Here is a 26,683-nt window from a genome sequence, read left to right as displayed (position 1 = left end):
CACGCTGCCAAATCCATGCACTATGATGTGTCGGCCATGTCCCCGAACACCCGTCGGTCATGTCCCCGGGCTGAACACTTGACCGGGCGATCCAGTATTACGGAGACGCCGACGTGATACGGAGAAGCCGCGGCGTACTGGATTCCCCGCCTTCGCGGGGAATGACAGCGGAGTTCTGTGACGCTTACTAGCCCCACACTTCCTTCGCGATCTCGACCGCAAGGCTCAGCTTCGCCCACTGCTCTTCCTCGGAGAGGACGTTGCCCTCTTCCGTCGAGGCAAAGCCGCATTGCGGCGACAGCGCGAGCTGCTCCAGCGGGGCGAACTTGGCGGCTTCTTCCAGACGGCGCTTGATGTCGTCCTTCTTCTCGAGCTCGCCGAACTTGGAGGTGATGACGCCGACCACGACGACCTTGTTGCCCTTGGGCAGGAAGCGCAGCGGCTCGAAGCCGCCGGCACGATCGCTGTCATATTCGAGGAAGTAACCGTCGTAATTGGTGCCGGCGAGCATGGTCTCGGCAACCGGCTCATAGCCGCCCGAAGAAATCCAGGTCGAACGGAAATTGCCGCGGCAGACATGCGTCGTCACCACCATGTCGGCGGGCTTCTCGGCCAGCGCGTAGTTGATGATGCGGGCATAGATCTGCTGGAGACCGTCCGGATTGTCGCCGCGCTCGCGCGCCTTCTGCAGTTCATCCTGCGAGCAAAGATAGGCCCACACGGTGTCGTCGAACTGGAGATAGCGGCAGCCGGCGTCGTAGAACGCCTTGACGGCTTTCCGGTAGGTCTTGCCGAGGTCTTCGTAGAAGGCCTCGAGATCGGGATAGACATCCTTGGAAATCGACTTGCGGCCGCCACGGAAGTGCAGCACTGCCGGCGAAGGTATCGTCATCTTGGCGGTGACGTGGGCCTGGTCGGCGACCTTCTTCAGGAAGCGGAAGTGGTCCAGCATCGGGTGGTCGTCGGGAAAGTCGAGCTTGTCGATCACCCGCACCGCGTCGTGCCGGGTCTGCACGCCTGCGAACTGGATGCCGGTGTCGGGATGAAACAGCTCGCAGCCGGTGAGCTTGGCCAGGAAGTCGAAATGCCACCAGGAGCGGCGGAACTCGCCGTCGGTCGCGAGCTTGAGCCCGATGGAGGCCTGCTTGTGCACGACCTTCTCGATCTCCATGTCCTCGATCTTGCGCAGATCGTCGGCCGAGATCTCGCCCTTCTCGAGACGGCTACGGGCTTCCTTGATCTTGGCCGGACGCAGGAGGCTGCCGACCTCGTCGGCGCGGAAGGGGGCTTTGGTTCGCTGCATGTCTTACTCCCTGGACATTTTAGTTTAGTGAGCCGCCGCCCCGGCGACGCCGAGATGGCGTTCCAGGACCGAGGGGTCGGTTTTCAGCACGGCGCTCGGAGCATCGTGGACGATCGTCCCGCGCTCCAATATCACAACGCGGTCGGCCAGCCCCAGAATCTTTTGGGCATTCTGCTCGACGATGATCGAGCAGATGCCGCCTGCCCGCGTGATGCTGCCGATCGCCTTCAAGAGCTCTTCGACAATGATGGGGGCAAGGCCCTCTGTCGGCTCGTCCAGCAACAGCACTTTCGGATTGAGGGTGAGCGCGCGGCCGATCGCCAGCATCTGCTGCTCCCCGCCGGAGAGCTGGTTGCCGAAATTGCTCCGTCGCTCCTTCAGCCGCGGGAACATCTCGTAGACCTTCTCGACCGTCCAGGGACCGGGCTGCGCCACCGCGGTCATGTTCTCTTCCACGGTGAGCGAGCGAAAGATGTTGCGCTCCTGCGGCACCCAGCCGATGCCGGCGCGCGCGCGCTGGTCGGGCCGGAGCGACGTGACATCGGTGCCGGCGAGCGCCACGCTGCCTGAGAAGCGGCGGGTGACGCCGACGATCGAATTGATCAGCGTGGTCTTGCCGGTGCCGTTGCGGCCCAGCAGCGCCAGCACCTGGCCCTCGGCGAGGCGCAAGGACATGTTGGGCAGCACCACCGCCTCGCCATAACCGGCGCGAAGTGCATCGATCGCGAGCAGGTCAGACATTGACCGCCTCCTCGCCGAGATAGACGGCCTTGACCTGCGGATCGCGCGCGACCTGCTCGGGCGCGCCCTCGGTGAGCAGCGCGCCCGAAACCAGCACGGAGATGCGGTCGGCGAAGGAGAACACGAGGTCCATGTCGTGCTCGATCAGCAGCACGGTGACGTCGCGCGGCAGGCTGCCGACGACCGCGAGAATGTCGTGGCGTTCGCTCTCTGGCACGCCGGCGGCGGGCTCATCGAGCAGCAGCACGCGCGGCTTGGCGGCGATGGCAACCGCGATCTCGAGCAGGCGCTGCTTGCCGTAAGGCAGCGTCACGGTCTGTTCGTTCATGACGTCGAGCAGGTGGAAGCGCGCGAGCAGATCGGCGATCTCGCCGTTGACGTCGCTGCGCGTGCCCATCCGCCGCCACCAGTCGCCGCCATGGCCGAGACGCTCGGAGACGGCAAGGCCGATGGTCTCGAGCGGCGTCAGGTCAGGATAGAGCTGGTTGATCTGGAAGGTGCGCGACAGGCCGCGCAGCACGCGCTTGTGCACGGGCAAATCGGTGATGTCCTGCCCTTCGAGCAGGATGCGGCCCGAATTCGGCTTGAGCACGCCGGTGAGCTGGTTGATGACCGTGGTCTTGCCGGCGCCGTTCGGGCCGATCAGCGCGTGGCGGGCGCCCTGCTCGATCTTCAAGGACAGATCGCGGGTGACGCGCAGCCCGCCGAACTGCTTTTCGAGATTCTGGGTTTCGAGCACGATGGTCATGCGTCGCTCTCCGGCACGGCGACAACGGCCTTGCGTCCCGCAATCTGCCTGATGACCAGATTGGGCACGTACAGCACCCAGCGGTGCAGGCGCTGACGGCCGACCAGCACGATCACGACCAGCACCAGGCCGATCCAGAACTGCCAGTATTGCGGGGTGATGGTGGAGAACACTTCCTGGAGCATGCGGAAGATCACCGCGCCAACCAGTCCGCCGTAGAGGTAACCGGTGCCACCGATGACGAGCACCAGCATCAGGTCGGCGGAGCGTTCGAAGGCAAACACGTCGAGCGAGGCGATCGCCGTGGTCTGGGTGAACAGCGCGCCAGCCACGCCGGCATAGAACGCCGCGAGCGTGTAGATCGCGATCAAGCGGCGGTTGACGGGAATGCCGATCGCGGCGGCGCGCAGCGGATTGTTCTTGATCGCGCGCAGCGACAGGCCGAACGGCGAATGCACCACGCGGCGGGCAAACAGGAAGAGGAGGAACAGGACAGCCAGCGAATAGAAGAAGCCGGCCTTGCCGAACATATCGAAGGGAATCTGGCCGAAGATCGGCTGCATCTCGATGCCCTGCAGGCCGTCGGTGCCGCCGGTGATGTTGGAGAAGCGTTCGGCGAGCGCTTCCAGCAGCAAGGCGATGCCCAGCGTCACCATCAGCCGGGTAAGATCGACGCCGCGGATCACCAGGAAGCTGGTGGCAAAGCCGAGGACCATCGCGGCAAGGCCAGCGACGATCAGTGCCAGCACGGGTTCGTTGACGATACCATGAAGCGCGAGAAGCCCCGCGGCATAAGCGCCGACGCCGAAGAAGGCAGCATGCCCGAGCGAGACGATGCCGGCATAGCCGAGGATGAGATCGAGCGACATCGCAAACAGCGCCAGCCGCAGGATGTCGGTCATGATCAGATAGCGCGTGGGAAATGCAAAGCCGCAGGCCAGCACGATCAGCCAGAAGGCGACTTCGCCGTAGTGCCAGCGCGCCTGGCGCTGGGCGTGATGACCGACGTCGGAGGAAGCGCTCATCGGCGAACTCAACGCGCGGCCGTGCGGCCGAACAGGCCGTTCGGACGCCAGATCAGGATCACGATCATCATGGTGTAGATCACGAAGGGGCCCATCTTCGGCACGTAATATTTGCCGGCGACGTCGCCGATGCCGAGCAGGAGCGAGGCCAGGAACGGGCCGGTGATCGAGGACGAGCCGCCGACGGTGACCACGATCAGGAAGTAGATCATGAACTTCAGCGGGAAATACGGATCGAGGCCGAGGATCTCGGCGCTCAGCGCGCCGCCGAGGCCGGCAAGCCCGCAGCCAAAGGCAAAGGTGAAGGCGAACACCTGCGGCACGTTGATGCCGAGGCCGCTCGCGGCGCGCGGGTCATCGACGGCGGCGCGCAGGCGGCTGCCGAAGCGGGTCTTGGCCAGCACCATCTGGAGCGCGATGGTGAGCAGGCCGCAGATCACGATGATCATCAGCCGGTAGCGGCCGATGCCGACGCCGAACAGGTCGAACTGACCCTGAAGCGCCGCCGGCAGATTGATGAAGACCCGCGAGGAGCCCTGGATGTAGTCGACGGCGGCGACCGACATGAAGGTCAGGCCGATGGTGAACAGCACCTGATCGAGATGGCTGCGCGCATAGAGGTGGCGGTACAGCGTCCGCTCGAGCGCGATGCCGATCGCGGCAGAGGAGACGAAAGCGAGCGGAAGCGCTGCGAAGAACGGCCAGCCCATCCGGTTGACCAGCACCATGCAGACATAGCCGCCGGCCATGGCAAAGGCGCCATGGGCGAGATTGACGAAGTTCATCAATCCGAGCGTGACCGCGAGCCCGCACGCGAGCACGAACAGCAGCATGCCGTAGGCAACGCCATCGAACAGGTTGGTGAGGATAGAGGTCATCGTCTCAGCTTGGAGTTATCGTCATGGCCGGGCTTGTCCCGGCCATCCACGTTCTTGTCCGGACTTTGTTCTCCCGGCTTCGCGTGGATGCCCGGGACAAGCCCGGGCATGACGCGGAGCAAGGGGTGTGAGATCCCGGGTTCGCGCTAATGCGCGCCCCGGGATGCCCCGCTTTCGCGGGTCACTTCTTGGTCTTGCCGAGATCCTTGACGGCTTCGAAGGTCGCGAACTCGACATTGTAGAGCTCGCCGTCGACCTTCTCGACCTTGCGGATGTAGATGTTCTGCACGATGTCGCGGGTCTCGGGGTCGATCGAGATCGGGCCGCGCGGGCTCTCCCACTTCTGGCCCTTCATGGCCTCGACCAGCTTGGTGCCGTCGGTGTCGCCATTCGTCTTCTTGAGCGCCTCGTAAATCAGGTGGATGCCGTCATACCCGCTCACCGCCATGAAGCCCGGACGATTGCCGAACGACTTCTTGTAGGCTGCGACGAAATCCTTGTTCATCTGCGAGGGATGCGCCGCGGAGTAGAGATGCGCGGTGACCGTGCCGAGCACGGCGTCGCCCATGTTGTTGAGCAGGTCGTCGTCGGTGACGTCGCCCGGCCCGATCACCTTGATGCCGGCCTTGTCGAGGCCGCGCTCGGCATACTGCTTCATGAAGTTGCCGCCCTGGCCGGCCGGCACGAACACGAAGATCGCGTCGGGCTTGGCGTCCTTCATGCGCTGCAGGAACGGCGCGAAGTCCGGGTTTTGCAGCGGCGTCTTGACTTCTTCGACCACCTCGCCGCCGCCCGCCGTGAAGTTCTGCTTGAAGAAGTTCAGCGCGTCATTGCCCGGCGCGTAGTCGGAGGTCAGCGTCGCCACCTTCTTGATGCCGTTCTTCACCGCCCAGTCGCCGATGATGGTCGAGGACTGCGCCAGCGTGAAGCTGGTGCGCACGATATAGGGCGAGCGCTCGGTGATGATGGAGGTGCCGGCCGCCATCACGACTTCCGGAATCTTGGCCTGCGTCGCCAGCGGCGCGGCCGCCAGCGCGGCCGGCGTCACGCCGAAGCCGGCGATGAAGTTGACCTTGTCGTTGACGATCAGCTCCTGCGCAGCCGTCTTGGTCTTGTCCGGGATCGCGGCGTCATCCTTGAGGATGATCTCGATCTTCTTGCCGGCGACGGTGTCGCCCTTCTGCTGCATGTAGAGCTTGATCGCGTTTTCGATCTGCTTGCCGGTCGAGGCCTGGCCGCCGGTCATCGGCAGGATCAGGCCGACCTTGACGCTGTCCTCGGCCTTGGCAGGCGCAAGGCCTGCAACGCCCGCGATGGCGGCTGCTGCGACGGTGCGCGAAAAGATTCTTCGTTCGAACATCAGATGTCCCTCCCCTTCATTCCTGACCTGTTATGCGCCAGACCGAGTACCCGGTCCTTGCCGCGCTCTAACCTACGGACGTGCCATGCCGCGCGGCCACATGGCGTCCTCTGCAACCCCATTGTCAATCGGACGTTGGGCGACCATTCGGCGCAAGCCGCGCGATCGGATCGACGGCGGGGGAGACATTTGTACGATTGTACAAATAAAATGGCCCTGTCAACAAAAAAGCCTGTCGCTGTACGAGCCGGGTCCTCCGGGTTGATGCCGCACTGTAGGAGCGCCTGGCGGCGACGTGGTTGGAGAAATCCGCCTCTGCTTTGCAGAATTCGAACATTCGCCGGACGACGAGATCGAATTCTCCCAACCCCGACTGCTCCCTCGGCGAGAATACGGATTGTATACCGTACCACCTAGGTAAACCCAATCAACGCCAAAAATTACTTACTATTATACCATTTTGTATACAACGAAATCCGTCGTCGAATAGGCCAATTTTACTTGTTGAGGACTAGAGTGCGCCGCTGGCGCTCGTCGGGCGCCGGTCATCCGCGCCCGGTCCAGATCGACCCAGAAAATGCTCATGCGTATCCGTTTGCCTTCAATCGCTGCCGTCGTTGCCTTGCTGGCTTCCAACCTTGCAGGCTGCGGCACCGTCAACGAAAGACTCTCCGCCGGCATGGGCGACTACGTCCCGCAATGGGCAGGCGGGCTGCCGGCCGATGCCCCGCCGCGAGCGGGCACGCCGCAATACGACGCCTACATGAAGGAGCGCGAACGCAAGCGGCTGCTGCCTGCGGCGGATCGCGAGAAGGAAGAGCAGGCGCAGAAGGGCGCGACGGGGACGACGTCGGCCGGCGCGGTGCGATAAGGGGCGAATGGCGAATAGGGAGTGGCGAGTACGCCCCCCCAACTTCTATTCGCTGCTCGCCACTCCCTATTCGCTAATCCATGAACACCACGGTCTTGCGGCCGTTGAGGATGACGCGGTCGTCGAGATGGTAGCGGATCGCACGCGCCAGCACGCGGCGCTCGATGTCGCGGCCCTTGCGGACGAGATCTTCCGGCGTGTCGCGATGGCTGATGCGTTCGACGTCCTGGTCGATGATCGGGCCTTCGTCGAGATCGCGCGTGACGTAATGCGCGGTGGCGCCAATCAGCTTGACGCCGCGCTCATGGGCCTGGTGATAGGGTTTTGCGCCCTTGAACCCCGGCAGGAACGAGTGATGGATGTTGATGCAGCGTCCCGACAGTTTTGCCGAGAGATCGTCGGACAATATCTGCATGTAGCGGGCAAGCACGACGAGATCGGTCCCGGTCTTGCCGACGAGATCGAGGATCTGCGCCTCCTGCTCGCGCTTGGTCTCCTTGGTGACGGGCAAATAATGAAACGGGACACCGCCGAAATCGAGCCCGGCATAGACCTCGCGCGGATGGTTGGAGACGATCGCGGCCAAATTCATCGGCAGTTCGCCGGTGCGCCAGCGATAGAGGATGTCGACCAGGCAGTGGTCCGACTTCGAGACCAGCAGCATCACCTTGCGATGCGCAGCCCGGTCGCGCATCTGCCAGTCCATGCCGAAACGCTCGGCGATCGCGGCAAAGCCGGTCTGCAGTGCCGACAGTTCCACGGCGAGATCGGCCGCGGTGAACACCACGCGCATGAAGAACTTCTTGGTCTCGATGTCGTCGAACTGCTGAGCATCGAGAATGTTCTGTCCGTTGTGGGCGAGAAACGTCGACACGGCCGAGACGATGCCGGGACGATCCGGACAGGACAGGGTCAGGACATATTGATGATCGGGCATGTTGATGAACAGGCTTGGCTCTTGATGAAGGTTTGGGCAAATGATGCGGAACGACCCGCGATTTGCGCCCTGCTCTATCACCGACGTCCCCTTGCGCCAATCCCAAGACTTGCTTCGACCTGAAGCGCGGAGTCAGGATGAACGGACGATTGCTTTAACTGACCGGAGTACGCCATGGCCGAGCGCTTGAACGGCTACCGCATCCTGATCCTGGAAACGCGCGAGGAGGCGCAGTTCTCGAAGCTTCTGGCCGAGCAAGGCGCCGAGGTCGTGCAATGCCCGATGTTTACCATCCAGGATGCACCGGACCCTGCCCCCGTCGAGGCCTGGATCCGCCGCGCCATCGACAGGCCCCTTGACGACCTTGTGCTGATGACCGGCGAAGGCCTTCGGCGGATCATGAAGCTCGCGCGGGCGCGTGGGCTCGACGGCGCGTTTGTCGCGGCGCTCGCCGGATCGCGAAAATTCACCCGCGGACCGAAGCCCGGCAAGGCGCTGCGTGAGATCGGCCTCGAGGCGCAGCAGACCACGGAGAAGCCGACCACCGAGGGCGTGATCGAGATGCTGGGCAGGCTCGACCTGAAGAGCCGGCGCCTTGGCCTTCAACTCTATCCCGACAAGGACCATAGCGCGCTGATCGGCGCCCTTGCCGCGCAAGGCGCCGAGGTCGATGCCGTGTTGCCCTATGCCTACGATTCCAAGGCAGCGGATGCCAACATCGTCACCGCCATCGACGACATGGCCGCGGGGCGGATCGATGCCGTCGCGCTCACCAATCTCGGCCAGGTCCGCCGCCTGATCGAGGCCGCCAAGGCGCATGGCAGCGAGGCGAAGCTGCGCGCCGGCTTCGACCGGACGCTGATTGCGTCGGTGGGCCCGGCGGTCTCGGGCGAGCTTGCTGCGCATGGACTGCGCACGGACGTCTCGCCGGCCGATGAAGCCTATTTCATGCGGCCGCTGATCTCGGCCATGGCAGCCGCGCTCGCGAAGAAGCTGCCCCGGCAAGGGACGTAAGGGTCCTACCCGGGGACGACACGATACACGCTGGCATTTCCTTCAACGCCGCGAAGAGGAGCTTCAAACACTGCGATTGCATGCCCGGAAAGGAGATCGCTCACTCCCGGCGCCGAATACAGCGCCTCCGAGATACAAATCTCGCCCGCATCCGCCAGCGACTGGACACGCGCGGCAACATTTACGGTCTGACCGAAATAATCCAGATTGTCGTTCAGGGTCACGGCGATGGAGGGGCCGCAATGGGCTCCAATCTTCAGGATGATGCTCGGATCGCCATGGTCGGAATTGTAACGTTCGATTTCCCCCAGTATGTGGAGCGCCGCCGAAACCCCGTCCGTCGGGCGAGAGAAGACCGCCATGACTGCATCGCCGATCGTCTTGACGATGGCCCCGGAATGTTCCTGAACGGTCGCACCGAGCAAGGCAAAATGTTCGCGGACCAGCGCATAGGCATTGAGATCGCCGAGCCGTTCGTACATGGCGGTCGAACCTTTGAGATCCGTGAACAACAGGGTCACCTGCCGGATACCCAGGCCCTCCCTTTCGTCCACGCGTTCTGACCGGAACAGGCGGCGAAACGTTTGTCTCGCAAGCAACATCCCGCCGGACATGTAGGGCTCGAAATTAAGCGGCGGCTTGATCGCTTGAGCCAGAACCTCAGGCGGCCAGTTGATCAGGAGCAGGGAGCCTCGCATGGATCCGCGGTTCTCCGCCTCGACAATGACGGGGCCGGGCGGCACGGCGGCCAGCGAGGGGGAAAAGCGCTGCCCATCGTATCCAACTCGCAAGATTGTCTGCGAGTTTGTCGGCTCGCCGGCCACCGCAACGACGAACGCGGCCTGGGTTTGAATATTGACCCCCGCCAGAGCGCCGGGACCGAGTTCGCAACGAATGGTCGTGGCGGAGCCTGGCGGCAAGAACGAAAGGCCGCGAACGAACGCATGCAAATAGTCGAGAAATCGGATTTGTTGGCCAGGTATCCGCGCGTCATTCAGAAATCGAAGCTTCCAATGGAAATCCTCGACCGAGAGGGAGGCAGGGTCATGAAACGGAAGCCGCCGAAGCTGGGGCGACACCGTAAACGTGACCTCTATGAAGTCGTCGAGATCGGTTTCACCAGTGACGTCGCACAAACCACAAACATAGTGGGTCTTGAGCGTGCGCAAGGCGCCGAAGCTATCGAGCACCATGCCGGATTGGGGACAAACAACGTCCCAGCTCATCTCGAATAGCCCGCTTCTCGTCGCATAGAGAAACAGGTCAATGCTTTCCGGCTCTGCAATGGCGCGGTCGCGCGCGAATGCCAGCGGATTGACGCGGTAGAGCGATAGATCGTCACCGCTCCTGATGAGCGTTTCGAATTTGGAGATCACACGGGGGCTCCAGGATCGGGCCCGCTCGATCTCGGTCATCTTGCTTTCGAGGAGCCTTTCCTGAATGTCGGTCATCGTGCGCTCGGATTAAGTGCGCGCGGATTAATCGCTCGTCACGCGCAGGCGTGGTCGGGAAAATGGCGGCTGCACCCTCAAGCGCACCGGTTCGTGGCGGTCAAGGGCACCGCGCCAACCGCGCGACGATGTCTAGCCCGCCACCTGCGAGGCTGCCGACATCAACTCACCCGGGCTCGGCATCCCGAACATGCGCTGGCCGCCTTCCGGAACTTCTGTAAAGGCCCAGCGCACGACCCCTTCCCGATCGAGCAGGAACTGGCCGAATAGCTGGCCCTGGCCGGTTGCAGCCATGCGCTGATCGGCCTCCATCATCTCGTAGCCATCCTTGTTGTTGAGCTGCTCGGCGGCCGCCAAACGATTCATCGGCCCGGGCAATTCTCCGGGAATGTCAACATGCATGCTCATGACCACATCCATGCCCACCTTGCGCGGCCACTCGGTTTCCTTCTCGGTGAACTCGAGATTGGGCAGGCCGAACGCGCGGTGCGAGACCCGCTCGGGATCGGAGGCGGCAAGCAGATTGGGCAACGGGTGATAACGGAAGTAGAGCCGAGCGCGCTCGATCGGCGTATTGACGACCGTCAGACTTTCGACGCCCTTGTCACGCAGGGCCGCGTCAAGCTGCGCCTGGGCCGCGATATGGCGGCGGCAGAACGGGCAGTGCAGGCCTCGAAACAGACCGACCAATATCGGACTTTGCCCGCGAAAATCCTCGAGCGCGATCTTCCCTTCGCGGGTGATGGCGTCCAGCACGATGTTCGGTGCGCGATCACCCGGTTGCAGCGGTCCATCGACATGACGTTCTGACATGGTTGAACTCCTTCACATGACCTAGTCAAGAAATGGCAGTACAATCAGTCCGGCGGGATCAAGCCCGTGCCTGGTGCAGACGTCATCGGCCAGCGCGAAATACCGCTCGGCCTCGGGCATGTCGCCGCGATCAAGGTTCAGCGTCGCGAGACCATCATAGCACGGAAAAAGCTGCTGCGGCTCGCCGGTTTCGCTCGCGACCTTGATGGCCTCATTGTAGCAGCGGGCGGCCTGATCGGGCCGGAAATGGCATTGATGGATTTGCCCGAGCACGATCAGGGGCACGGGGAGATGCTCGCGCTGATCGAGCGCACGGTCGATCTCGATTGCCTTTTCGGCAGCCGGCACCCCTTCGTCGGTGCATTTGTCCGTGAAGGTGCAACAGGCAACGGCAAAATTGGCGAGAAGACGCGCCTGGAACCCGAGATCGCCAATACGATGCGCGACATCCAGTCCGCGCCGACAGACCTCCATGGCTTGCGCCGGGTCGACAATCGTGTAGAGCACGCTGAGATTGGTGTAGCCGCGGCAGGCCACATTGAGAAGGCCGGCGGCTTCGGCTGCCGCGACACTTTGCTCCACTTCGCGCACCGCATCCTGGTGTCGTCCAAGCCGTGCCAGTGCAACCGCCTTGGTATTGAGAGCCTCGGCAATGGCGCGCGCCGCCTCGAACCCGGCCTGCTCGTCCGCGTCCGCCGGGACGGATCGGGCGTAGCCAAGCGCCTCGTCCGCCCATGTCGCGGCGGCCACGTGATCGCCCATGCGAAACGCGAGACGGCCGCGCTCCTGCAAGAGGTGCGCCCGTTCGATCGGCGCATCGGTCCCTCCAAGCAGATCAGCCGCCTCGGCGTAGTGTCTCTCTGCGTTGATGCGCTTGCCGGCGTCCCACAACAACCTGCCAAGCTTGCGAAGGATTCGCGCTTCGCCAATGCGGTCCTCTGCGGCGCGGTGCCCCTCCAGCGCGCTCTGGTAGTGCTCCTCGGCCGTGTTGCGGCGGCCCGTCGCGGCGCAGAGGTCCGCGATCCGCTCGTACAGAACCAGGCGATCCGGCTCGCACGCGCCGCCGGTCAGCAACATGGCGAGGGCCTGCTGGTAGAGACGGATGGCGTCGTCATTGGCATAGGTCGCGCGTGCGCGATCGCCGGCCGCACGCAGATAGAGCGCGCCTTTCGACTTGTGCGCGCTCAGGCTGAAATGATGACCGAGCAGGATGAGGTCCTCGAGCCGTTCGGGCTCGCTGCCATAGAGCCGCTCCAGCGCGGCACCAATCCGTCCATGGAGCTCGATCCGCCGCTGCAAGAGCAGGTTTTGATAGATCACGTCCTGCAGCATGGTCTGCGTAAAACGGTAGGATCGCAGCGAGATCGAGTTTGCGCCCGCAACCTCCTCGACAATCTCGGCGTCGCACAGAAGTTCGAGGCCCACTTCGACCTTCGCCGGGCCGGTTGCCGTCGCACCGAGCAGAGCCGCGTCGAAGCGCGGACCGATCACCGCGGCCTCCTGGGCAAGCCGGCGCACCTCATGCGGCAGCCGGTCCAGCCGCGCCAGCAACAGCGCCTGAATGCTTGCCGGGATGTCGGCGGCGGCCTCATCCGACTTTATCCGCCACTGCGAGCCGTCACGCTCCAAGGCGCCGGCCTCGATGAGACCGCGGATGATTTCCTCGAGGAAAAGCGGATTGCCGCTCGCGCGCTCCAGGATTCGACTGAACAGATTTCCCGGCGGCTCGCGCCAACCGTGACTGAAATAAGCCGCCAGCAAGTTCTGTCCGTCGGCGTCACCGAGCGGAAGCAATCGAAGGTTCGCGTGGCTGATCCGGCCCGAACCGAACTGATCCAGCTCCAGCATTGGCCGATGCGTAAACAACAGCATCAACCGCGTGCGCTCCAGCCGATCCATCAGGAACCGCAGCGCCTCAAGGGAGACGGCATCGGCCCAGTGCAGATCCTCGACGATGATCAGAAGCGGTGACAAGGCCAGGCGCCGTTCGAAGACGGTCCGGATCGCAAAGAATATCTGCCGCCGGAGCTGTTCGGGCTCGACGTGCTGCAATGCGGCGTCCGGGCCGCCGAGGCCAAGGACATGGACATAGAGCGGCATCAGCCGCTCTGTCTCTTCGGTCGGAAGGCCAAGCTCGGACAGCGCCTCAGCCAGCCTGGCCTCGGCCGCCGCAGCGCTGGCCTTCTGCGCGATGCCATAGGCGCTGCGCAGCACCGCGGCGAGCGTGCCGTAGGATTGTTCGCCAAGGGGCGAGCAGGCGGCCTGCCGGATCGCCACACCTGCGAAGCGCTCCTCATCGCGGATGCGGGCAACGAATTCGTTCACCAGGCGCGTTTTGCCGATGCCCGCCTCGCCGACCAGCCGCACCAGTTGCGCCGCACCGCCGCACGCGCGATCGAGGCTGCCGATCATGCGGGCAAGCTCGACGTCGCGGCCGATCAGCGGCGCACTGAGGCCCAGCGTGTCGAGGCCTCGCGCCGCACGCGGCGTGTCGAGCGGTCCCTTGAGACGATGGACCAGGACACTGCCCATCTTGCCCTTGAGCGAGACCTCTCCGAGCGATTCATACGAGAACGCATGCCGGGTCAGGCGGTAGGTCAACGGCCCGACCAGCACTTCGTCCGGCGGCGCCATCGACTGCAATCGCTGCGCGGTATTCACCGTGTCGCCGGTTACCGAATAGGACTTGGCAACGCCCACACCCAGTCCGCCCGCAACCACGTGCCCGGTATTGATGCCGATGTGGAGCAGCAGCGGTGCGCCGGCATAGACCTTCGCACGCTCGCTGAGCTGCTCGGTCCGCTTGATCATGTCGAGTGCAGCGCGGACCGCCCGCTCCGGATCGTCCTCGTGCGCTGCTGGCGCGCCGAACAGCGCCAGCAGCGCATCGCCGATGAATTTGTCCACGAAGCCGCCAAAGCTTTGCACCGCTTCCGTAAGCTCCTCGAACAATTCGTTCTGAAGGGCCTGCATGACCTCGGGGTCGAGGCGCTCGCTCATCGCGGTGAAGCCGCTGAGATCGGCAAACAGCACGGTAATGGTGCGGCGGTTGGCTTCGTTGTCCATCCTGTCCGGCTGCGGTCGAAAAGCCTGGTGAGGGTCGACCCCCGGCGCCAGCGGCGGTGACGACGCTCGGACCGGTGCTGGCGGCCGGCTCGGCTGCGCCTGTCCCCCGGCTTTGGGGACCTCACTGACGAGGGCGCCGCATTTCGGGCAATACGTGAAATCCGGTGCGCATGCATAGCCGCAGCCAGGGCACGCGTTCGGTTGCTTCGTGCCGCACTTCGGGCAGAAAGCAAAGCCGCTCTGAACCTCGGAACCGCAGCAAGAGCAGTTCATGGGTCAAGCCCCCGCGGAAGCCGCGATGACGCGGTCTACTGGGCCTGTCGGATGGGCCCAGCGACCTGGCAAGCATGGGCTCGTCGTGCAGGAAGAGCAAGCGGTGGTTGGTTAACGGCCGCAAGCGCGGCTTCACTCATCCCCGCAACCAGCCGGTTCAGCGCGCGGCGGCGCGCTGAACAGCTAGATGGCGCCGGCTCCCACCAGCACGAAGGGCGCCCAAGTTGCGGGCTGCGCGCTCTCGCCGCCCTTGGTGATCAGTGCCGAGATCGAGCGACGCAGCGCCTCTGCTCGGCCGATATCGGGATGCGTCTTCATCGCCTCGATCGTGCCGGTGGTGATGGCGACCGCGGCGTCGGAGTTCACCGCCCAGTGCGACACCAGCAGCGCGCGCGTGCCGGCATAGAAGAAGGCCCGCGCAAGACCGGAGAAGGCCTCCGAATTGGCGGCCTGCCCACCAGCGGTGTTGCAGGCCGACAGGATCACCCAATCGGCATCGAGCTTGAGGCCGGATATCTCCGACGATGAGAGATAGCCGTCATCGGTGGACGTCGGCGCCGCTGGCGGGCTGAGGATCAGTCCGGGCTCGATCGATCCACGCACCTGCCCCGCAAGCGCGCCATGGGTCGCAAAATGCAGGATGCGGTATTTCGCGAGATCGCCGCTCTGGCCGAGCGTCTTCATCCTGGTCTCGGAGGCGTCGCCGGCGAGGACGACGTCGCCCTTGACGGGCGCGAAGGTGCTGGCCACCGCGCACAGTTCGAGCGCGGTTTCCGGCAGCGGCATCTGCCGCCTGAGCTGCACGATGTCCGCGGTGCCGCCCGACAGCGCGTCGACGGCACGCAAGCTCCGTTGTGCGACCTGGGTCGCCTGCGTCGGGAGGGCGGCGCAGGTCTGGATCTGGCGCGCCAGCTTGGCCCGCGCCATCGCGACATCGCTGCGGCCATCGCCGTCGAGCACGGGATTGCCGACGCCGAGAAACGGTTTCGACGCCGCGCTCTTGCGTGCGACCTGCCGCAATGCCTTGAGGCTGGAGACGGAGGGCAAGATGGTGGTGGCAAATCGCCTGACCAGCCAGGGTGCCTTCGTGAAGTCCCCATTTGCCACGGGCTTCTCGGTCAGCAAGACCTGAAAGGGCAGCGTCGCCAGCGGGCCTGACGGCACCAGGATCAGCTCCTTGCCGTCGATGTCGCGCGCGACAGGCCCGAGCAGCGCCTGGTAGAGCGCAAAGGCGCGCTCCTGGTCGAACGGCAATGGCTCGTCCGCCCCAAGCGGGGTCTTGCGGCCGAGCTTCTGCGGACATGTGGTCGCCTTGTCCAGCCATGCATCCGTATCCAGACCGCAGCGCAAGGCGCCGACGGCCTCAGCGAGTTGCTTTTCGCCGAGATCCGCCGAATGCCAGCGCACGTCCGAGCGCGTCACGGTCCAGACGAAGGTGGCGCGTGACGTCGTCGTGAACAGCAACATCGCCTCGTTGGGACGAAGCTGCTTCTGGGCATCCTCGATTGCAATCGGCGCCTTGGTGACGAGCGCTGCGTAGTCCGGAAACTGCGCAGCGATCGTGCGATCCAATTCCCGGATTTGACCTGAGATGGCCGAGGCTCGGGCACGAAGCGCCTGCTCCGCCGCCGGGTTGCGCGCAGCATCCGCCTGCGAGATCGCCGCCACGAGCATCTTGTCGGTCGCAACAGCCTGCGCGGCGAGATCCTGCCGCTCGCGGACGCGCGCGGCGAGATCCCCGCTGCCATCGGCGATGCGGGCCGACATACCGGCAATCGCCCGCGCAGCCTGCTCGTCACCGATCCATTGCGCCGCCTCGAACGCCTGCGATCGTAAGGCGCCGGCCTGCCCCGCATTGGCGCTCGCGAGGTTATAGGTGGCTACGATCAGTCCGGGATAGGGACTGGTCTCTTCATGGACCTTCACATCGCCGCGGCTCTCCTGCTCGGCGGCGCGGCGGCCGTTCTGGATCGCGACCGCGCGCGCGAACGCGTCGCGGGCCTGCTGCCAATCCTTCAAATCGATATGATGGGCGCCGAGATTGGCGAAGCTGTTGGCAACATCCGGATGCTGCTCGCCGAGAGCGCGCAGGCGGATATCCAGCGCGCGCTTCAGCAGCGGCTCGGCCTCCTGCGGCCGGCCGGTGCTGTCCAGAATGACGGCCAGATTGTTGAGACTGTTGGCGACCAGCGGGTGAGACCCCCCGAGCGCGGCCTCGCGTATCGCAAGCGACCGGCGCGCGAACGGTTCGGCCTCGGCGTAACGATCGGCCTCGCTCATCAGCGTCACCAAATTGTCGAGCGCGATCGCAACATCCAGATGCGCCGGACCGAGCGCCTTCTCGCGGATCGCCAGCGACTTGCGGAACAGCTGCTCCGCCTCCTGCTTGCGATTGAGATGGGCCCAGGCCTCCGCAAGGTTGTTCAATGCCGTCGCCACGTTCGGATGCGCTATCCCGACGGCCTTCTCCTGAATCGCGAGCGCGCGGGTCAGCAGCCCCTCGGCCTCGGCGTCCCGGCCCTCGCGCGAGAACACCAGGGCCAGATTGTTGAGGCTCGCGGCGACATCTGGATGATCAGGTCCGAGCGCCTTCTCCCTGATAGCCAAGGTCCGTCGGGCCAATTGCTCGGCCTCCGGAAGCCGTCCCTGCGCACGGCGGAGCTCGCCGAGATTGTTGAGGGTCGCTGTCAGATAGATGCTGTCCGGGCCATGCTGCTTCTCCTGAAGCACAAGCGCTTCGGCAAAACTCGCCTCGGCCTGCTGCAACCGGCCTTGCGCCCGATTGACCTCCGCGATGTTGTTCAAGGTGACCGGGATCATGAAGTCAGCCTGTCCCGGAGACTTCCTGAACACCACGAGAGCACGGTTGAACAGATCGAGCGCCTCCGTCTCCTTCATCTGGCGGTGACGGAGATTGCCGAGCTGCATCCGCGCCAGCGCCGTGGTGAGATGGTCAGGGCCCAGCACGCTCTCGTCGATGGCGATCGCGCGCGACATGTCGCGCTCGGCATCGCCGAGCCGGTTCTGGCCGAGCTCGATCTGGCCCAGCGTGGCGAGCACGGCTGCGACATCGGGATGATTGGGACCAAGGCTCTTCTCGCGAATGACGAGGGCCCGCCTCAGCACGCTTTCGGCCTCAGCGGTCTCGCCTTTCGTCTGGAGCGCCTGCCCCAGCACGACCAGCGTGGTCGCGGTCAGGGGCGATTGTCGCCCCGTGCTTTTCTCGGCCTCGACGACGAGCTTCCTGGCAAAGCCGACCGCCTCGCCATAGCGGGCCTCCTTCGCCAGCGCCGTAATGCGCTGCATCAGCGCCAACAAGTCTTGCGACCCCGCCTGCCCCGGCGAGACCATGACGCTTACGAGAAGTACAAAACAAAAAGACTGCGCGGCAAACCTCGGCCACCGTACCCACATGCTGCGATCGCTCCGATTCCCCGCGCCCGCGACCTGTTGGGCCACAGCAAGATGAAGACACTATGACCGCCTCCTGAGTCCATGGACGAACCGATCGCAGAAACCAGGGGCAGACATTCGCACGGACCGGTCACGCGCCTGCAGCGGACGTGCTGATGCAGCCATGCATGGCAGCATGCGGCCGGTCCGATTGACACGCGCGTCGCCAACGCTACGTTGCTGATCGGAAAGAAGAAACAACAAGGCAAGGGATTCGCCGTGACACGCGTCATCGCGTCTTGAGCGCAGCCGCGCGGCCGTCGGCGCTCGCGCCATTCCGCATCCGCAACTATCGCTTCCAGTGGCCGTCCGACCTGCTCACATCCTGGGCGTTCGAGGTCGAGACGCTGGTGCTGGGCTGGTACATCCTGGTCGAGACCGGCTCGGTGCTGCTGCTCACCGTGCTTGCCTCGCTCCAATTCGTCGGGACCTTGGTCGCGCCGGTGTTCGGCATGATCGGCGACCGCATGGGTCATCGCGATCTGCTGGTCGCGATGCGTCTTGCCTATACTGTGCTCTCGTCCACCATCATGGTGCTGGCGCTGACCGGTCATCTGTCGCCGCTGAGCGTCATGATCATCGTCGCGGTCATGGGCCTGATTCGCCCCTCGGATCTCGGCGTCCGCGGCGCGCTGCTCGCCGAGATCATGCCGGCCGAGCAGCTGGTGGGTGCCATCAGCGTCGCGCGCACGACACAGGACAGCGCCCGCATCGCCGGAGCGTTGACGGGCGCGGGGCTGTTCGCCATCCTCGGCATCGGCCTCGTTTATGTGGCGATTGCCTGTCTTTACTTCGTGGCCGCGCTTCTCATGCTGTGTCTGACCCGGCCCAAGAGGACCGTCATCACGAGCGATCTTCCGGCGAATAGCCATGCCATCTCGCGGCTGCTCGGCGATCTGAAGGAAGGGATCGTTTACGCCTGGAGTGGCCCGGGAATGCGTGCGGCGCTGTGCGTCGCCTTCCTGGCCAATCTCACCGCATTTCCCTTCACTGGCGGATTGCTGCCCTACATCGCCCGGGAGATCTTTCATACCGACCAGACCGGCCTCGGTTACCTCTCGGCGAGCTTCGCAGTCGGCTCGCTGATCGGCTCCATCACGCTGAGCCTCGTCAGCGGCGTGCGCATTGCCCGGCTTCTGATCGGCGCGACGCTGGCCTGGTACGCCATGCTGCTGGTATTCGTCGAGATCAGGACCATGCCGGTGGCGATGGCCTGCCTCATGCTCGCCGGCATCGCCCAGAGCATGTCGATGATCTCGGCGGCCGTGATCCTGATGCGCACCGCAAGCGCACACCTTCGCGGCCGCGTGATGGGCGTCCGCATGATGGTGATCTACGGCCTGCCGATCGGATTGCTCGCGGCCGGCAGCCTGATCGACATCATTGGTTATTCCGCGACAGGCTCGCTCTATGCCGCCGCCGGCTTCATCGCGATGCTGGCGATCGCGATCCGCTGGCGCGCCGACCTCTGGCCGGTCCATGCACCCGCGAATGCGCGATGACCGCGCCTAATCGCCATACCCGCGCAGCCGCTCGATATCGAGGATGGTGACGCCGCCATATTCGAGCCGCAGCAGTCCCTCCTTCTCCAGCCGGTTCAGCGCGCGGTTGGCGTTCTGGCGGGACATGCCGGAGAGCGCACCGATCTCCTCCTGGGTGATCTCCAGATGAGCGGTCGATTCCGGATAGAGGATCGGATTGAACAGTGAGGCGATGCTGCGGGCGAGGCGCGCGGTGGCATCCAGGGTGCGGTTGACCTCGAGCATGCCGATGAACTGGCCGAGCCGTTCGTTGAGCTGGCGCACCAGAAAGCGGTTGAAGCCGACGCTGTTCTCGAACAGCCACATGAAGGCGCTGCGTTCCATCAGCGCGACGCGGCTGTCGCGCAGCGCGACCACGTCATAGCGGCGCGGCTCGTTCTTGAGCACACTGCCCTCGCCGAACCAGGCCCCCGCCGTCAGCCCGGCGAGGCTGGTCTCCTTGCCGTCCCTGGAGACCCCGCCCATGCGGGCAAGGCCGCCCACCATGCCGGCCCAATAGGCAAAAATATCACCGCGCATGAACACGGTCTCGCCGGTGCCGTAGGACCGCTCCGTGATTCCGGCGCGCGCGACCTCGATCTCCGCTTGCGTGAGCTCGCGCGACCAGGCGGCGACGCGCTTCAGTTGATCTTCTGAAATCATGATCTCGCGGCCAGCCGCACCGTTTCGTCACTCCGTCTTCTGCTGCATTGCAGCATGATGATTCCAACCGCCATCCGACGAAAGATGAAGGCCGCCGCCGCCCGGCAAACTTTGTCGCAGAATTGTCAGCCGCGAGACATTTCAAAATAGCGCTTTCCCCTATTGAGGACCACCTCGGACGATGCGGCTTTTGATCCCTGACGGGAACGAGAGTGGCGCGGCTCCGGTCGAGACCATCTGCTGCATGGCCTCACCGGCACCGCCGTACTAGGATCGCTGGGCAGGAACGGACGAAGAGCGCCACTAAAAAGCGCCATCACCGGGAGGGTTTCGTTTGGTGGCTACCAGTCTTGAAGTGCGCGACGTGTCCCTGCGATTCGGCGGCGTCCGGGCGCTGACCGACGTCGGCTTCTCCATCAGGGAGGGCGAGCTGTTCTCGATCATCGGCCCTAACGGCGCCGGCAAGACCTCGATCGTGAACTGTATTTCCGGCCGCTACAAGCCGACCGAAGGCCAGCTGTTCTACCAGGGCCGCGACATCACCGCCCTGACGCCGAACGCCCGCGCCTCGCTCGGCATCGGCCGCACCTTCCAGAATCTGGCGCTGTTCCACCACATGAGCGTGCTCGACAACATCATGGTCGGGCGCCATCACCTCCTGAAGAACAATTTCCTCACGGGTTCGCTGTACTGGCTCACCGGCGCGCGCAAGGAGGAGCTCGAGCACCGCCGCAAGGTCGAGGAGATCATCGACTTCCTCGACCTCCAGTCGGTGCGGAAGGCCACCGCCGGCACCCTCTCCTACGGCCTGCGCAAGCGCGTGGAGCTCGCCCGTGCCATGGCACTGGAGCCGCGTCTCATTCTCCTCGACGAGCCGATGGCCGGCATGAACTTCGAGGAGAAGGAGGACATGGCCCGCTACATCGTCGATCTCAACGAGGAATTCGGGATGACGGTGGTGATGATCGAGCACGACATGGGCGTGGTGATGGACATCTCCCACCGCGTCATGGTGCTGGATTTCGGCAAGAAGATCGCCGAAGGCGATCCGGCGACGGTGCTCGCCGATCCCCACGTCAGGCGGGCCTATCTTGGCGAAGAAGACGAGGTGCTGGTCGATCCGGATGACGCTGCACCCGCGCAGGAGAGCGCGGCATGATGGATTACGCAGGCCGCGTCGCACAGGCCGACACCTATCCGAAGATGCTCCGGCTCAATGCGAAGGAGCATGGCAACGAGATCGCATTGCGCGAGAAGGATCTCGGGCTCTGGCGGCTGTTCACCTGGAGCGACTACCAGACCCGCGTGCGCGACTTTGCGCTCGGTCTTCTCGAAATGGGCCTTGGCCGCGGCGACGTCATCGGCATCATCGGCGACAACCGGCCGGACTGGGTGGCGGCGGAAGTGGCGACGCACGCCATCGGCGGCCTCAGCCTCGGACTTTATCGCGACGTGCTGGACGAGGAAGCCTCCTATCTCCTCAACTATGGCGAGGCGCAGCTCGTCTTCGCCGAGGACGAGGAGCAGGTCGACAAGCTGCTCACCCTCGCCGACCGCGCGCCGAAGCTGAAGCACATCATCTATTCCGATCCGCGCGGGATGCGGAAATACGACGACCCCAGGCTGATGTCGGCGGAGAGGTTTGCCGAGCTTGGCCGGGCCCGTGCCGCACGGGAGCCGGAGCTCTACGACAGGCTGGTCGATGCCACCAAGGGCGAGGACGTCGCGATCCTCTGCACGACGTCTGGCACCACGTCCCATCCCAAGCTCGCGATGCTCGCCGCCGGACGCGTGCTGGGCCACTGCGCGACCTATCTTGCCTTCGACCCCAAGGGCCCGGACGACGAATACGTCTCGGTGCTGCCGCTGCCGTGGATCATGGAGCAGGTCTACGTGCTCGGCAAAGGCCTGCTCTGCCGGATGAAGATCAACTTCGTCGAAGAGCCCGACACGATGATGAACGATCTGCGCGAAATCGCGCCGACATTCGTGCTCTTTGCCCCAAGGGTTTGGGAATCCATCGCCGCCGACGTCCGCGCCAAGGTGATGGACGCGGCGCCTCTCAAGCAGCGCCTGTTCGAAGTCGGCATGAAGAGCGGCCTCGCCGCGCTCGAACACGGCAAGCGCTCGGGCCTTGCCGACGCCATCCTGTTCCGCGCGCTGCGCGATCGCCTCGGTTTCACCCGGCTGCGCTCGGCCGCGACCGGCGGCGCGGCGCTCGGGCCCGAGACCTTCAAGTTCTTCCAGGCGATGGGCGTGCCGCTGCGCACGCTGTACGGCCAAACCGAGCTGCTGGGGGCCTATACGCTGCATCCCGAGGGCAAGGTCGATCCAGACACCACGGGCGTGCCTATGTCCGACGAAGTCGAGATCCGCATCGACAATGCCGACGTCCATGGCGTCGGCGAGATCGTGGTGCGGCATCCCAACATGTTCCTCGGCTACTACAAGAACCCCGAGGCCAGCGTCGCCGACATCAAGGACGGCTGGATGTTGTCGGGCGACGCCGGCTATTTCAACGCGAACCAGCAGCTCGTCGTCATCGACCGTATCAAGGATCTCGCCGAGACCTCGCGCGGCGAGCGCTTCTCGCCGCAGTTCATCGAGAACAAGCTGAAGTTTTCGCCCTATATCGCCGAAGCCGTGGTGCTCGGGGCCGGCCGCGATGCGCTCGCGGCGATGATCTGCATCCGCTACTCCATCATCTCGAAATGGGCGGAGAAGAATCGCCTCTCCTTCACGACCTACAGCGATCTCGCCTCCCGGCCAGAGGTCTATAGGCTGCTTCAGAAGGAGGTCGAGACCGTCAATGCCACGCTGCCGCCGGCGCAGCGCATCTCGCGCTTCCTGCTGCTCTACAAGGAGCTCGACGCCGACGACGGCGAGCTCACCCGCACAAGAAAGGTGCGCCGCAGCGTCATCAACGAGAAATACGAGGGCATCATCGATGCCATCTACCGCGGCGATGCCGACATCCCCGTCGACACCGTGATCCGCTTCCAGGACGGCACCACCCAGCGCGTGCGGACGACACTGCGCGTGGTGGACCTCGGCGGGCACGGGCACATGGCGGAGGCTGCGGAGTGAAACAAATGGTCGTCATGCGCGGGCTTGACCCGCGCATCCATCCTCTTCCGAACAATCTTCCTTCCGCATCGATGGATTGCCGGGTCAAGCCCGGCAATGACGAGCTGGGTCAACCGACATGAACACCGCCTTCCTCATCCAGCTCCTGGTCAACGGTCTCGTGGTCGGCACGCTCTATGGCGTGGTCGCGATGTCGTTCGTGCTGATCTACAAGGCGACGCAGGTCGTCAACTTCGCGCAAGGTGAATTGCTGCTGGTCGGCGCCTGGGTGTGCTGGGCTCTGCTCGCCAAATATCAGGTGCCGTTCTGGATCGGCATGCCGATGACGCTCGTGTTCATGTTCGTGTTCGGCATCGCGGTCCAGGTGCTGATCCTGCGGCCGATGATCGGCGAACCCATCATTTCCGTGATCATGGTGACGATCGGCCTCTCCACCGTGCTCCAGGCAACGCTGAAATGGATGTTCGGCGTCAATCCGCAGCCGTTCCCGCGCGTGTTCGAGAGCCAGTCGGTCAGCTTGCTGGGCTTACAGATCCAGACCGTCTATGTCATGAGCCTGGTGGTCTCCGTCGCCATGATGATCGGCATGGCCTGGTTCTTCCGCGCCTCCAAATACGGCCTTGCGATGCGCGCCACCGCGTTCAACCAGCAGGTCGCGCAATCGCTCGGCATTTCCGTGAAAAGCATATTCGCGATGGCCTGGGCGATCTCGGCGACGGTATCGGCGGTCGCGGGTGTCGTCGTTGCGGTCGTGAACGGCGTGTCCTCGGGCCTTGCCGCCTACGGCATCAAGGTGTTTCCGGCGGCGATCCTCGGCGGACTCGACTCCGTCGGCGGCGCCGTGCTCGGCGGCATCATCATCGGCCTGCTCGAGAACGTCGCGCAATATGTCGACAGCGAGTACCTGCACTGGGGCAATCTCTACGAGATCGCGCCATTCTACGTCCTCATCATCGTGCTGATGATCAAGCCCTACGGGCTGTTCGGCACCCACGACATCGAGCGGATCTGACCCATGGCCGGCCCTGCCCTCATTCCTGCTGGTGATTTCCGCACCTCTTATGCGGCCGACACCACGATCTTCCCGACCACGACCAGCCGCAACTTCGCCATCGCAGGCGTGCTGTTGCTATGCCTCGCGCCGCAATTCTTCAGCGGATACTGGCTCAGCATCTTGATCCAGATCGGCATCTTCTCGATCGCGGCGCTCGGGCTCAACATCCTGGTCGGCTTCACCGGCCAGATCTCGATCGGGCATGCCGCCTTCTTCCTGCTCGGCGCTTTCACCTCGGCTTACATCTCCAACAACGCGCCGATCCCGGTGTTCTTCGCGATCCCGCTCGCCGGAATCGTCACCGCGCTGGTCGGCCTGATCTTCGGCATCCCGGCGGCGCGGCTGAAGGGGCTCTATCTCGTCATCGCGACGCTGGCCGCGCAATACATCCTGCTCGACTTCTTCTCCCGCGCCGAATGGTTCACCGGCGGCTCGGTGCCGGCGAGCGCCAACCCGTTCTCGATCTTCGGTTACACGCTGCGCGGCGACAAACAGTATTTCTACGTCGTGCTGGCCTATGTGCTGCTCAGCTACATCCTCGTCACCAACCTGATGCGCACCCGCGACGGTCGTGCGCTGGTGGCGATCCGCGACCATTATCTCTCGGCCGAGATCATGGGCATCAACCTCACCAAATACCGTACGCTGTCGTTCGGGCTCGCCGCCTTCTTCGCCGGCATCGCCGGCGCGCTCTACGCGCACTACCAGCTCGTGGTGTCGCAGGAAGGTTTCGGCATCGAGCGCTCGATCCTGTTCCTGGCCATGATCATCATCGGCGGCACCGGCTCGATCATGGGCACGCTGATGGGCACCGCCTTCGTGGTGCTACTGCCCGAAGGGATGGAGTTCATCAGCCATTATTTGAAGGGCGGCGCGATCGACAAGGCGCTGTCGCTCAACACCAACATCACCTTCCTGCGCGAAATCGCGATCGGGGTGATCATCATCGCCTTCCTGATGTTCGAACCCGACGGGCTCGCGCATCGCTGGCGGCAGATCAAGGCGTATTGGAAACTCTACCCGTTCTCGCATTGAGCGCGGGCAACTTCACTTAAACAATAAACAGGAGGAACCGACCCATGACGATGAAATCCCTTTTGAGCACCGCATCGCTCGCCGTCGCGATCGCCGCATTCTCGGCCGGCGCACAGGCGCAGATCGCGATCGGGCACCTCGCCGACTATTCCGGCGGCACCTCCGACGTCGGCACACCCTATGGCCAGGCCGTCGCCGACACCTTCGCCTGGGTCAACAAGAACGGCGGCGTCGGCGGCAAGCAGCTCAACGTCGACACCAACGACTATGGCTACCAGGTGCCGCGCGCGATCGCGCTCTACAAGAAGTGGTCGGCGCCGGACAGCAAGGTCGCCGCGATCATGGGTTGGGGCACCGCCGACACCGAGGCGCTGACCGGCTTCCTCGCCCAGGACAAGATCCCCGACATGTCCGGCTCCTATGCTGCCGCCCTCACCGATCCCGAAGGCGTCAGCGGCAAGGCCAAGCCCGCTCCTTACAATTTCTTCTACGGCCCGAGCTATTCGGACTCGCTGCGTGCGATGCTGATGTGGGCGGCCGAGGACTGGAAGGCCAAAGGCAAGTCCGGCAAGCCGAAATTCGTGCACATGGGCGCCAACCATCCCTATCCGAACGCGCCGAAGGCCGCCGGTGAAGCGATGGCGCAGGAGCTCGGCTTCGAGGTGCTGCCGCCGCTGGTGTTCGCGCTCGCGCCGGGCGACTACAGCGCGCAGTGCCTGAGCCTGAAATCCTCGGGCGCCAACTACGCCTATCTCGGCAACACCGCCGCCTCTAACATCTCGGTGATGAAGGCCTGCAAGACCGCCGGCGTCGAGATCCAGTTCATGGGCAATGTCTGGGGCATGGACGAGAACGCCGCCAAGACGGCCGGAGATGCCGCCAACGGCGTGATCTTCCCCTTGCGCACCGCGGTGAGCTGGGGCGGCGACGCGCCCGGCATGAAGACGCTGATGGAGATCTCGAAGATGTCCGACGCCAGCGGCAAGGTCTACCGTCCCGTGCACTACGTCGCGGCGGTCTGCTCGGCTCTGTACATGAAGGAGGCGATCGACTGGGCTGCCAAGAACGGCGGCGCCACCGGAGACAACGTCGCCAAGGGCTTCTACCAGAAGAAGGATTGGGTGCCGGCCGGCATGGAGGGCGTCTGCAATCCCTCGACCTGGACCGACAAGGACCATCGCGGCACGCTGAAGGTCGATCTCTATCGCACCAAGGTTTCTGGCGCGACCGACGGCGACCTCAACGACCTCATGGCCAAGGGCACGATCAAGCTCGAGAAGGTCAAGACCGTCGAGCTGCCGCGCAAGCCGGAATTGCTGGGCTGGTGAGGCACGCTGTTTCCCTACACACAACTGTCATCCCCCGCGAAGGCGGGGGATCCAGTACGCTGC

Annotated in this window: 20 protein-coding genes; 8 read left to right on the top strand and 12 right to left on the bottom strand. The window is 64.2% G+C overall.

Annotated elements, in window-relative coordinates; genetic code table 11:
* Positions 1-187: 187 nt before the first annotated feature.
* The 6 genes from RAD10_RS39845 to RAD10_RS39820 form a co-directional block, all read right to left on the bottom strand.
* Entirely contained in the window at positions 188-1,303 is a 1,116-nt protein-coding gene (locus RAD10_RS39845) for a cobalamin-independent methionine synthase II family protein (protein ID WP_461621750.1), read from the bottom strand.
* Between the two features lie 24 nt (positions 1,304-1,327).
* A complete protein-coding gene (locus RAD10_RS39840) occupies positions 1,328-2,044 on the bottom strand; it encodes an ABC transporter ATP-binding protein (RefSeq protein ID WP_461621749.1) in 717 nt (238 codons plus the stop codon).
* Positions 2,037-2,792, bottom strand: a complete 756-nt coding sequence (locus RAD10_RS39835; protein WP_461621748.1) for an ABC transporter ATP-binding protein — start codon at positions 2,790-2,792, stop codon at positions 2,037-2,039. The genes RAD10_RS39840 and RAD10_RS39835 overlap by 8 nt, the downstream gene beginning before the upstream one ends.
* On the bottom strand, positions 2,789-3,817 hold the full coding sequence (locus RAD10_RS39830; protein ID WP_028143351.1) for a branched-chain amino acid ABC transporter permease: 1,029 nt from the start codon (positions 3,815-3,817) through the stop codon (positions 2,789-2,791). Before RAD10_RS39830 ends, RAD10_RS39835 begins: the two co-directional genes overlap by 4 nt.
* Before the next feature lie 8 nt (positions 3,818-3,825).
* Positions 3,826-4,695, bottom strand: a complete 870-nt coding sequence (locus RAD10_RS39825) for a branched-chain amino acid ABC transporter permease (RefSeq protein ID WP_212250637.1) — start codon at positions 4,693-4,695, stop codon at positions 3,826-3,828.
* A 181-nt stretch (positions 4,696-4,876) separates the two neighbouring features.
* The gene (locus RAD10_RS39820; protein ID WP_461621747.1) at positions 4,877-6,055 is read right to left on the bottom strand and encodes an ABC transporter substrate-binding protein; all 1,179 of its coding nucleotides are present in this window, start codon (positions 6,053-6,055) and stop codon (positions 4,877-4,879) included.
* A gap of 577 nt (positions 6,056-6,632) precedes the next feature.
* Here RAD10_RS39820 and RAD10_RS39815 point away from each other — a divergent pair.
* Positions 6,633-6,926, top strand: coding sequence for a hypothetical protein (locus RAD10_RS39815; RefSeq protein WP_461621746.1), 294 nt, complete (start codon positions 6,633-6,635; stop codon positions 6,924-6,926).
* Between the two features lie 73 nt (positions 6,927-6,999).
* Here RAD10_RS39815 and purU read toward each other — a convergent pair whose 3' ends face one another.
* The gene (gene purU / locus RAD10_RS39810) at positions 7,000-7,863 is read right to left on the bottom strand and encodes a formyltetrahydrofolate deformylase (RefSeq protein ID WP_104463655.1); all 864 of its coding nucleotides are present in this window, start codon (positions 7,861-7,863) and stop codon (positions 7,000-7,002) included.
* Positions 7,864-8,037: 174 nt separating this feature from the next.
* Between purU and RAD10_RS39805 the strand changes: the two genes are divergently transcribed.
* Positions 8,038-8,877, top strand: a complete 840-nt coding sequence (locus RAD10_RS39805) for a uroporphyrinogen-III synthase (protein WP_461621745.1) — start codon at positions 8,038-8,040, stop codon at positions 8,875-8,877.
* Between the two features lie 5 nt (positions 8,878-8,882).
* Here RAD10_RS39805 and RAD10_RS39800 read toward each other — a convergent pair whose 3' ends face one another.
* The 4 genes from RAD10_RS39800 to RAD10_RS39785 all read right to left on the bottom strand — a co-directional run bounded on the left by RAD10_RS39800 (position 8,883) and on the right by RAD10_RS39785 (position 17,786).
* Entirely contained in the window at positions 8,883-10,328 is a 1,446-nt protein-coding gene (locus RAD10_RS39800; RefSeq protein WP_461621744.1) for a DUF5939 domain-containing protein, read from the bottom strand.
* A 132-nt stretch (positions 10,329-10,460) separates the two neighbouring features.
* Positions 10,461-11,141 (bottom strand): redoxin domain-containing protein, encoded by a 681-nt coding sequence (locus tag RAD10_RS39795; protein ID WP_461621743.1) that lies wholly within the window; start codon positions 11,139-11,141, stop codon positions 10,461-10,463.
* A 21-nt stretch (positions 11,142-11,162) separates the two neighbouring features.
* The gene (locus RAD10_RS39790; RefSeq protein WP_461621742.1) at positions 11,163-14,480 is read right to left on the bottom strand and encodes an adenylate/guanylate cyclase domain-containing protein; all 3,318 of its coding nucleotides are present in this window, start codon (positions 14,478-14,480) and stop codon (positions 11,163-11,165) included.
* A gap of 183 nt (positions 14,481-14,663) precedes the next feature.
* Entirely contained in the window at positions 14,664-17,786 is a 3,123-nt protein-coding gene (locus RAD10_RS39785) for a CHAT domain-containing tetratricopeptide repeat protein (protein WP_461621741.1), read from the bottom strand.
* A gap of 386 nt (positions 17,787-18,172) precedes the next feature.
* Between RAD10_RS39785 and RAD10_RS39780 the strand changes: the two genes are divergently transcribed.
* The gene (locus RAD10_RS39780) at positions 18,173-19,435 is read left to right on the top strand and encodes an MFS transporter (protein ID WP_461621740.1); all 1,263 of its coding nucleotides are present in this window, start codon (positions 18,173-18,175) and stop codon (positions 19,433-19,435) included.
* Positions 19,436-19,441: 6 nt separating this feature from the next.
* Here the strand turns inward: RAD10_RS39780 and RAD10_RS39775 are convergent, their stop codons facing one another.
* Positions 19,442-20,116, bottom strand: a complete 675-nt coding sequence (locus tag RAD10_RS39775; protein WP_038949013.1) for a Crp/Fnr family transcriptional regulator — start codon at positions 20,114-20,116, stop codon at positions 19,442-19,444.
* Positions 20,117-20,453: 337 nt separating this feature from the next.
* Between RAD10_RS39775 and RAD10_RS39770 the strand changes: the two genes are divergently transcribed.
* The 5 genes from RAD10_RS39770 to RAD10_RS39750 all read left to right on the top strand — a co-directional run bounded on the left by RAD10_RS39770 (position 20,454) and on the right by RAD10_RS39750 (position 26,620).
* Positions 20,454-21,275 (top strand): ABC transporter ATP-binding protein, encoded by an 822-nt coding sequence (locus RAD10_RS39770; RefSeq protein ID WP_104463664.1) that lies wholly within the window; start codon positions 20,454-20,456, stop codon positions 21,273-21,275.
* Positions 21,272-23,203: an AMP-binding protein gene (locus tag RAD10_RS39765; protein ID WP_461621739.1), complete on the top strand. Its 1,932-nt coding sequence runs from the start codon at positions 21,272-21,274 to the stop codon at positions 23,201-23,203. Before RAD10_RS39770 ends, RAD10_RS39765 begins: the two co-directional genes overlap by 4 nt.
* A 118-nt stretch (positions 23,204-23,321) precedes the next feature.
* On the top strand, positions 23,322-24,215 hold the full coding sequence (locus tag RAD10_RS39760; RefSeq protein WP_461621738.1) for a branched-chain amino acid ABC transporter permease: 894 nt from the start codon (positions 23,322-23,324) through the stop codon (positions 24,213-24,215).
* 3 nt (positions 24,216-24,218) lie between these two features.
* Positions 24,219-25,292, top strand: coding sequence for a branched-chain amino acid ABC transporter permease (locus RAD10_RS39755; protein WP_461621737.1), 1,074 nt, complete (start codon positions 24,219-24,221; stop codon positions 25,290-25,292).
* A 44-nt stretch (positions 25,293-25,336) separates the two neighbouring features.
* Positions 25,337-26,620 (top strand): ABC transporter substrate-binding protein, encoded by a 1,284-nt coding sequence (locus tag RAD10_RS39750; protein ID WP_028143366.1) that lies wholly within the window; start codon positions 25,337-25,339, stop codon positions 26,618-26,620.
* Positions 26,621-26,683 lie beyond the last annotated feature (63 nt).

The sequence above is a fragment of the Bradyrhizobium sp. 23AC genome (assembly GCF_054863025.1).
Note: the sequence above shows the minus strand (reverse complement) of the source record. Positions and strands in the feature narration are given on the sequence as shown.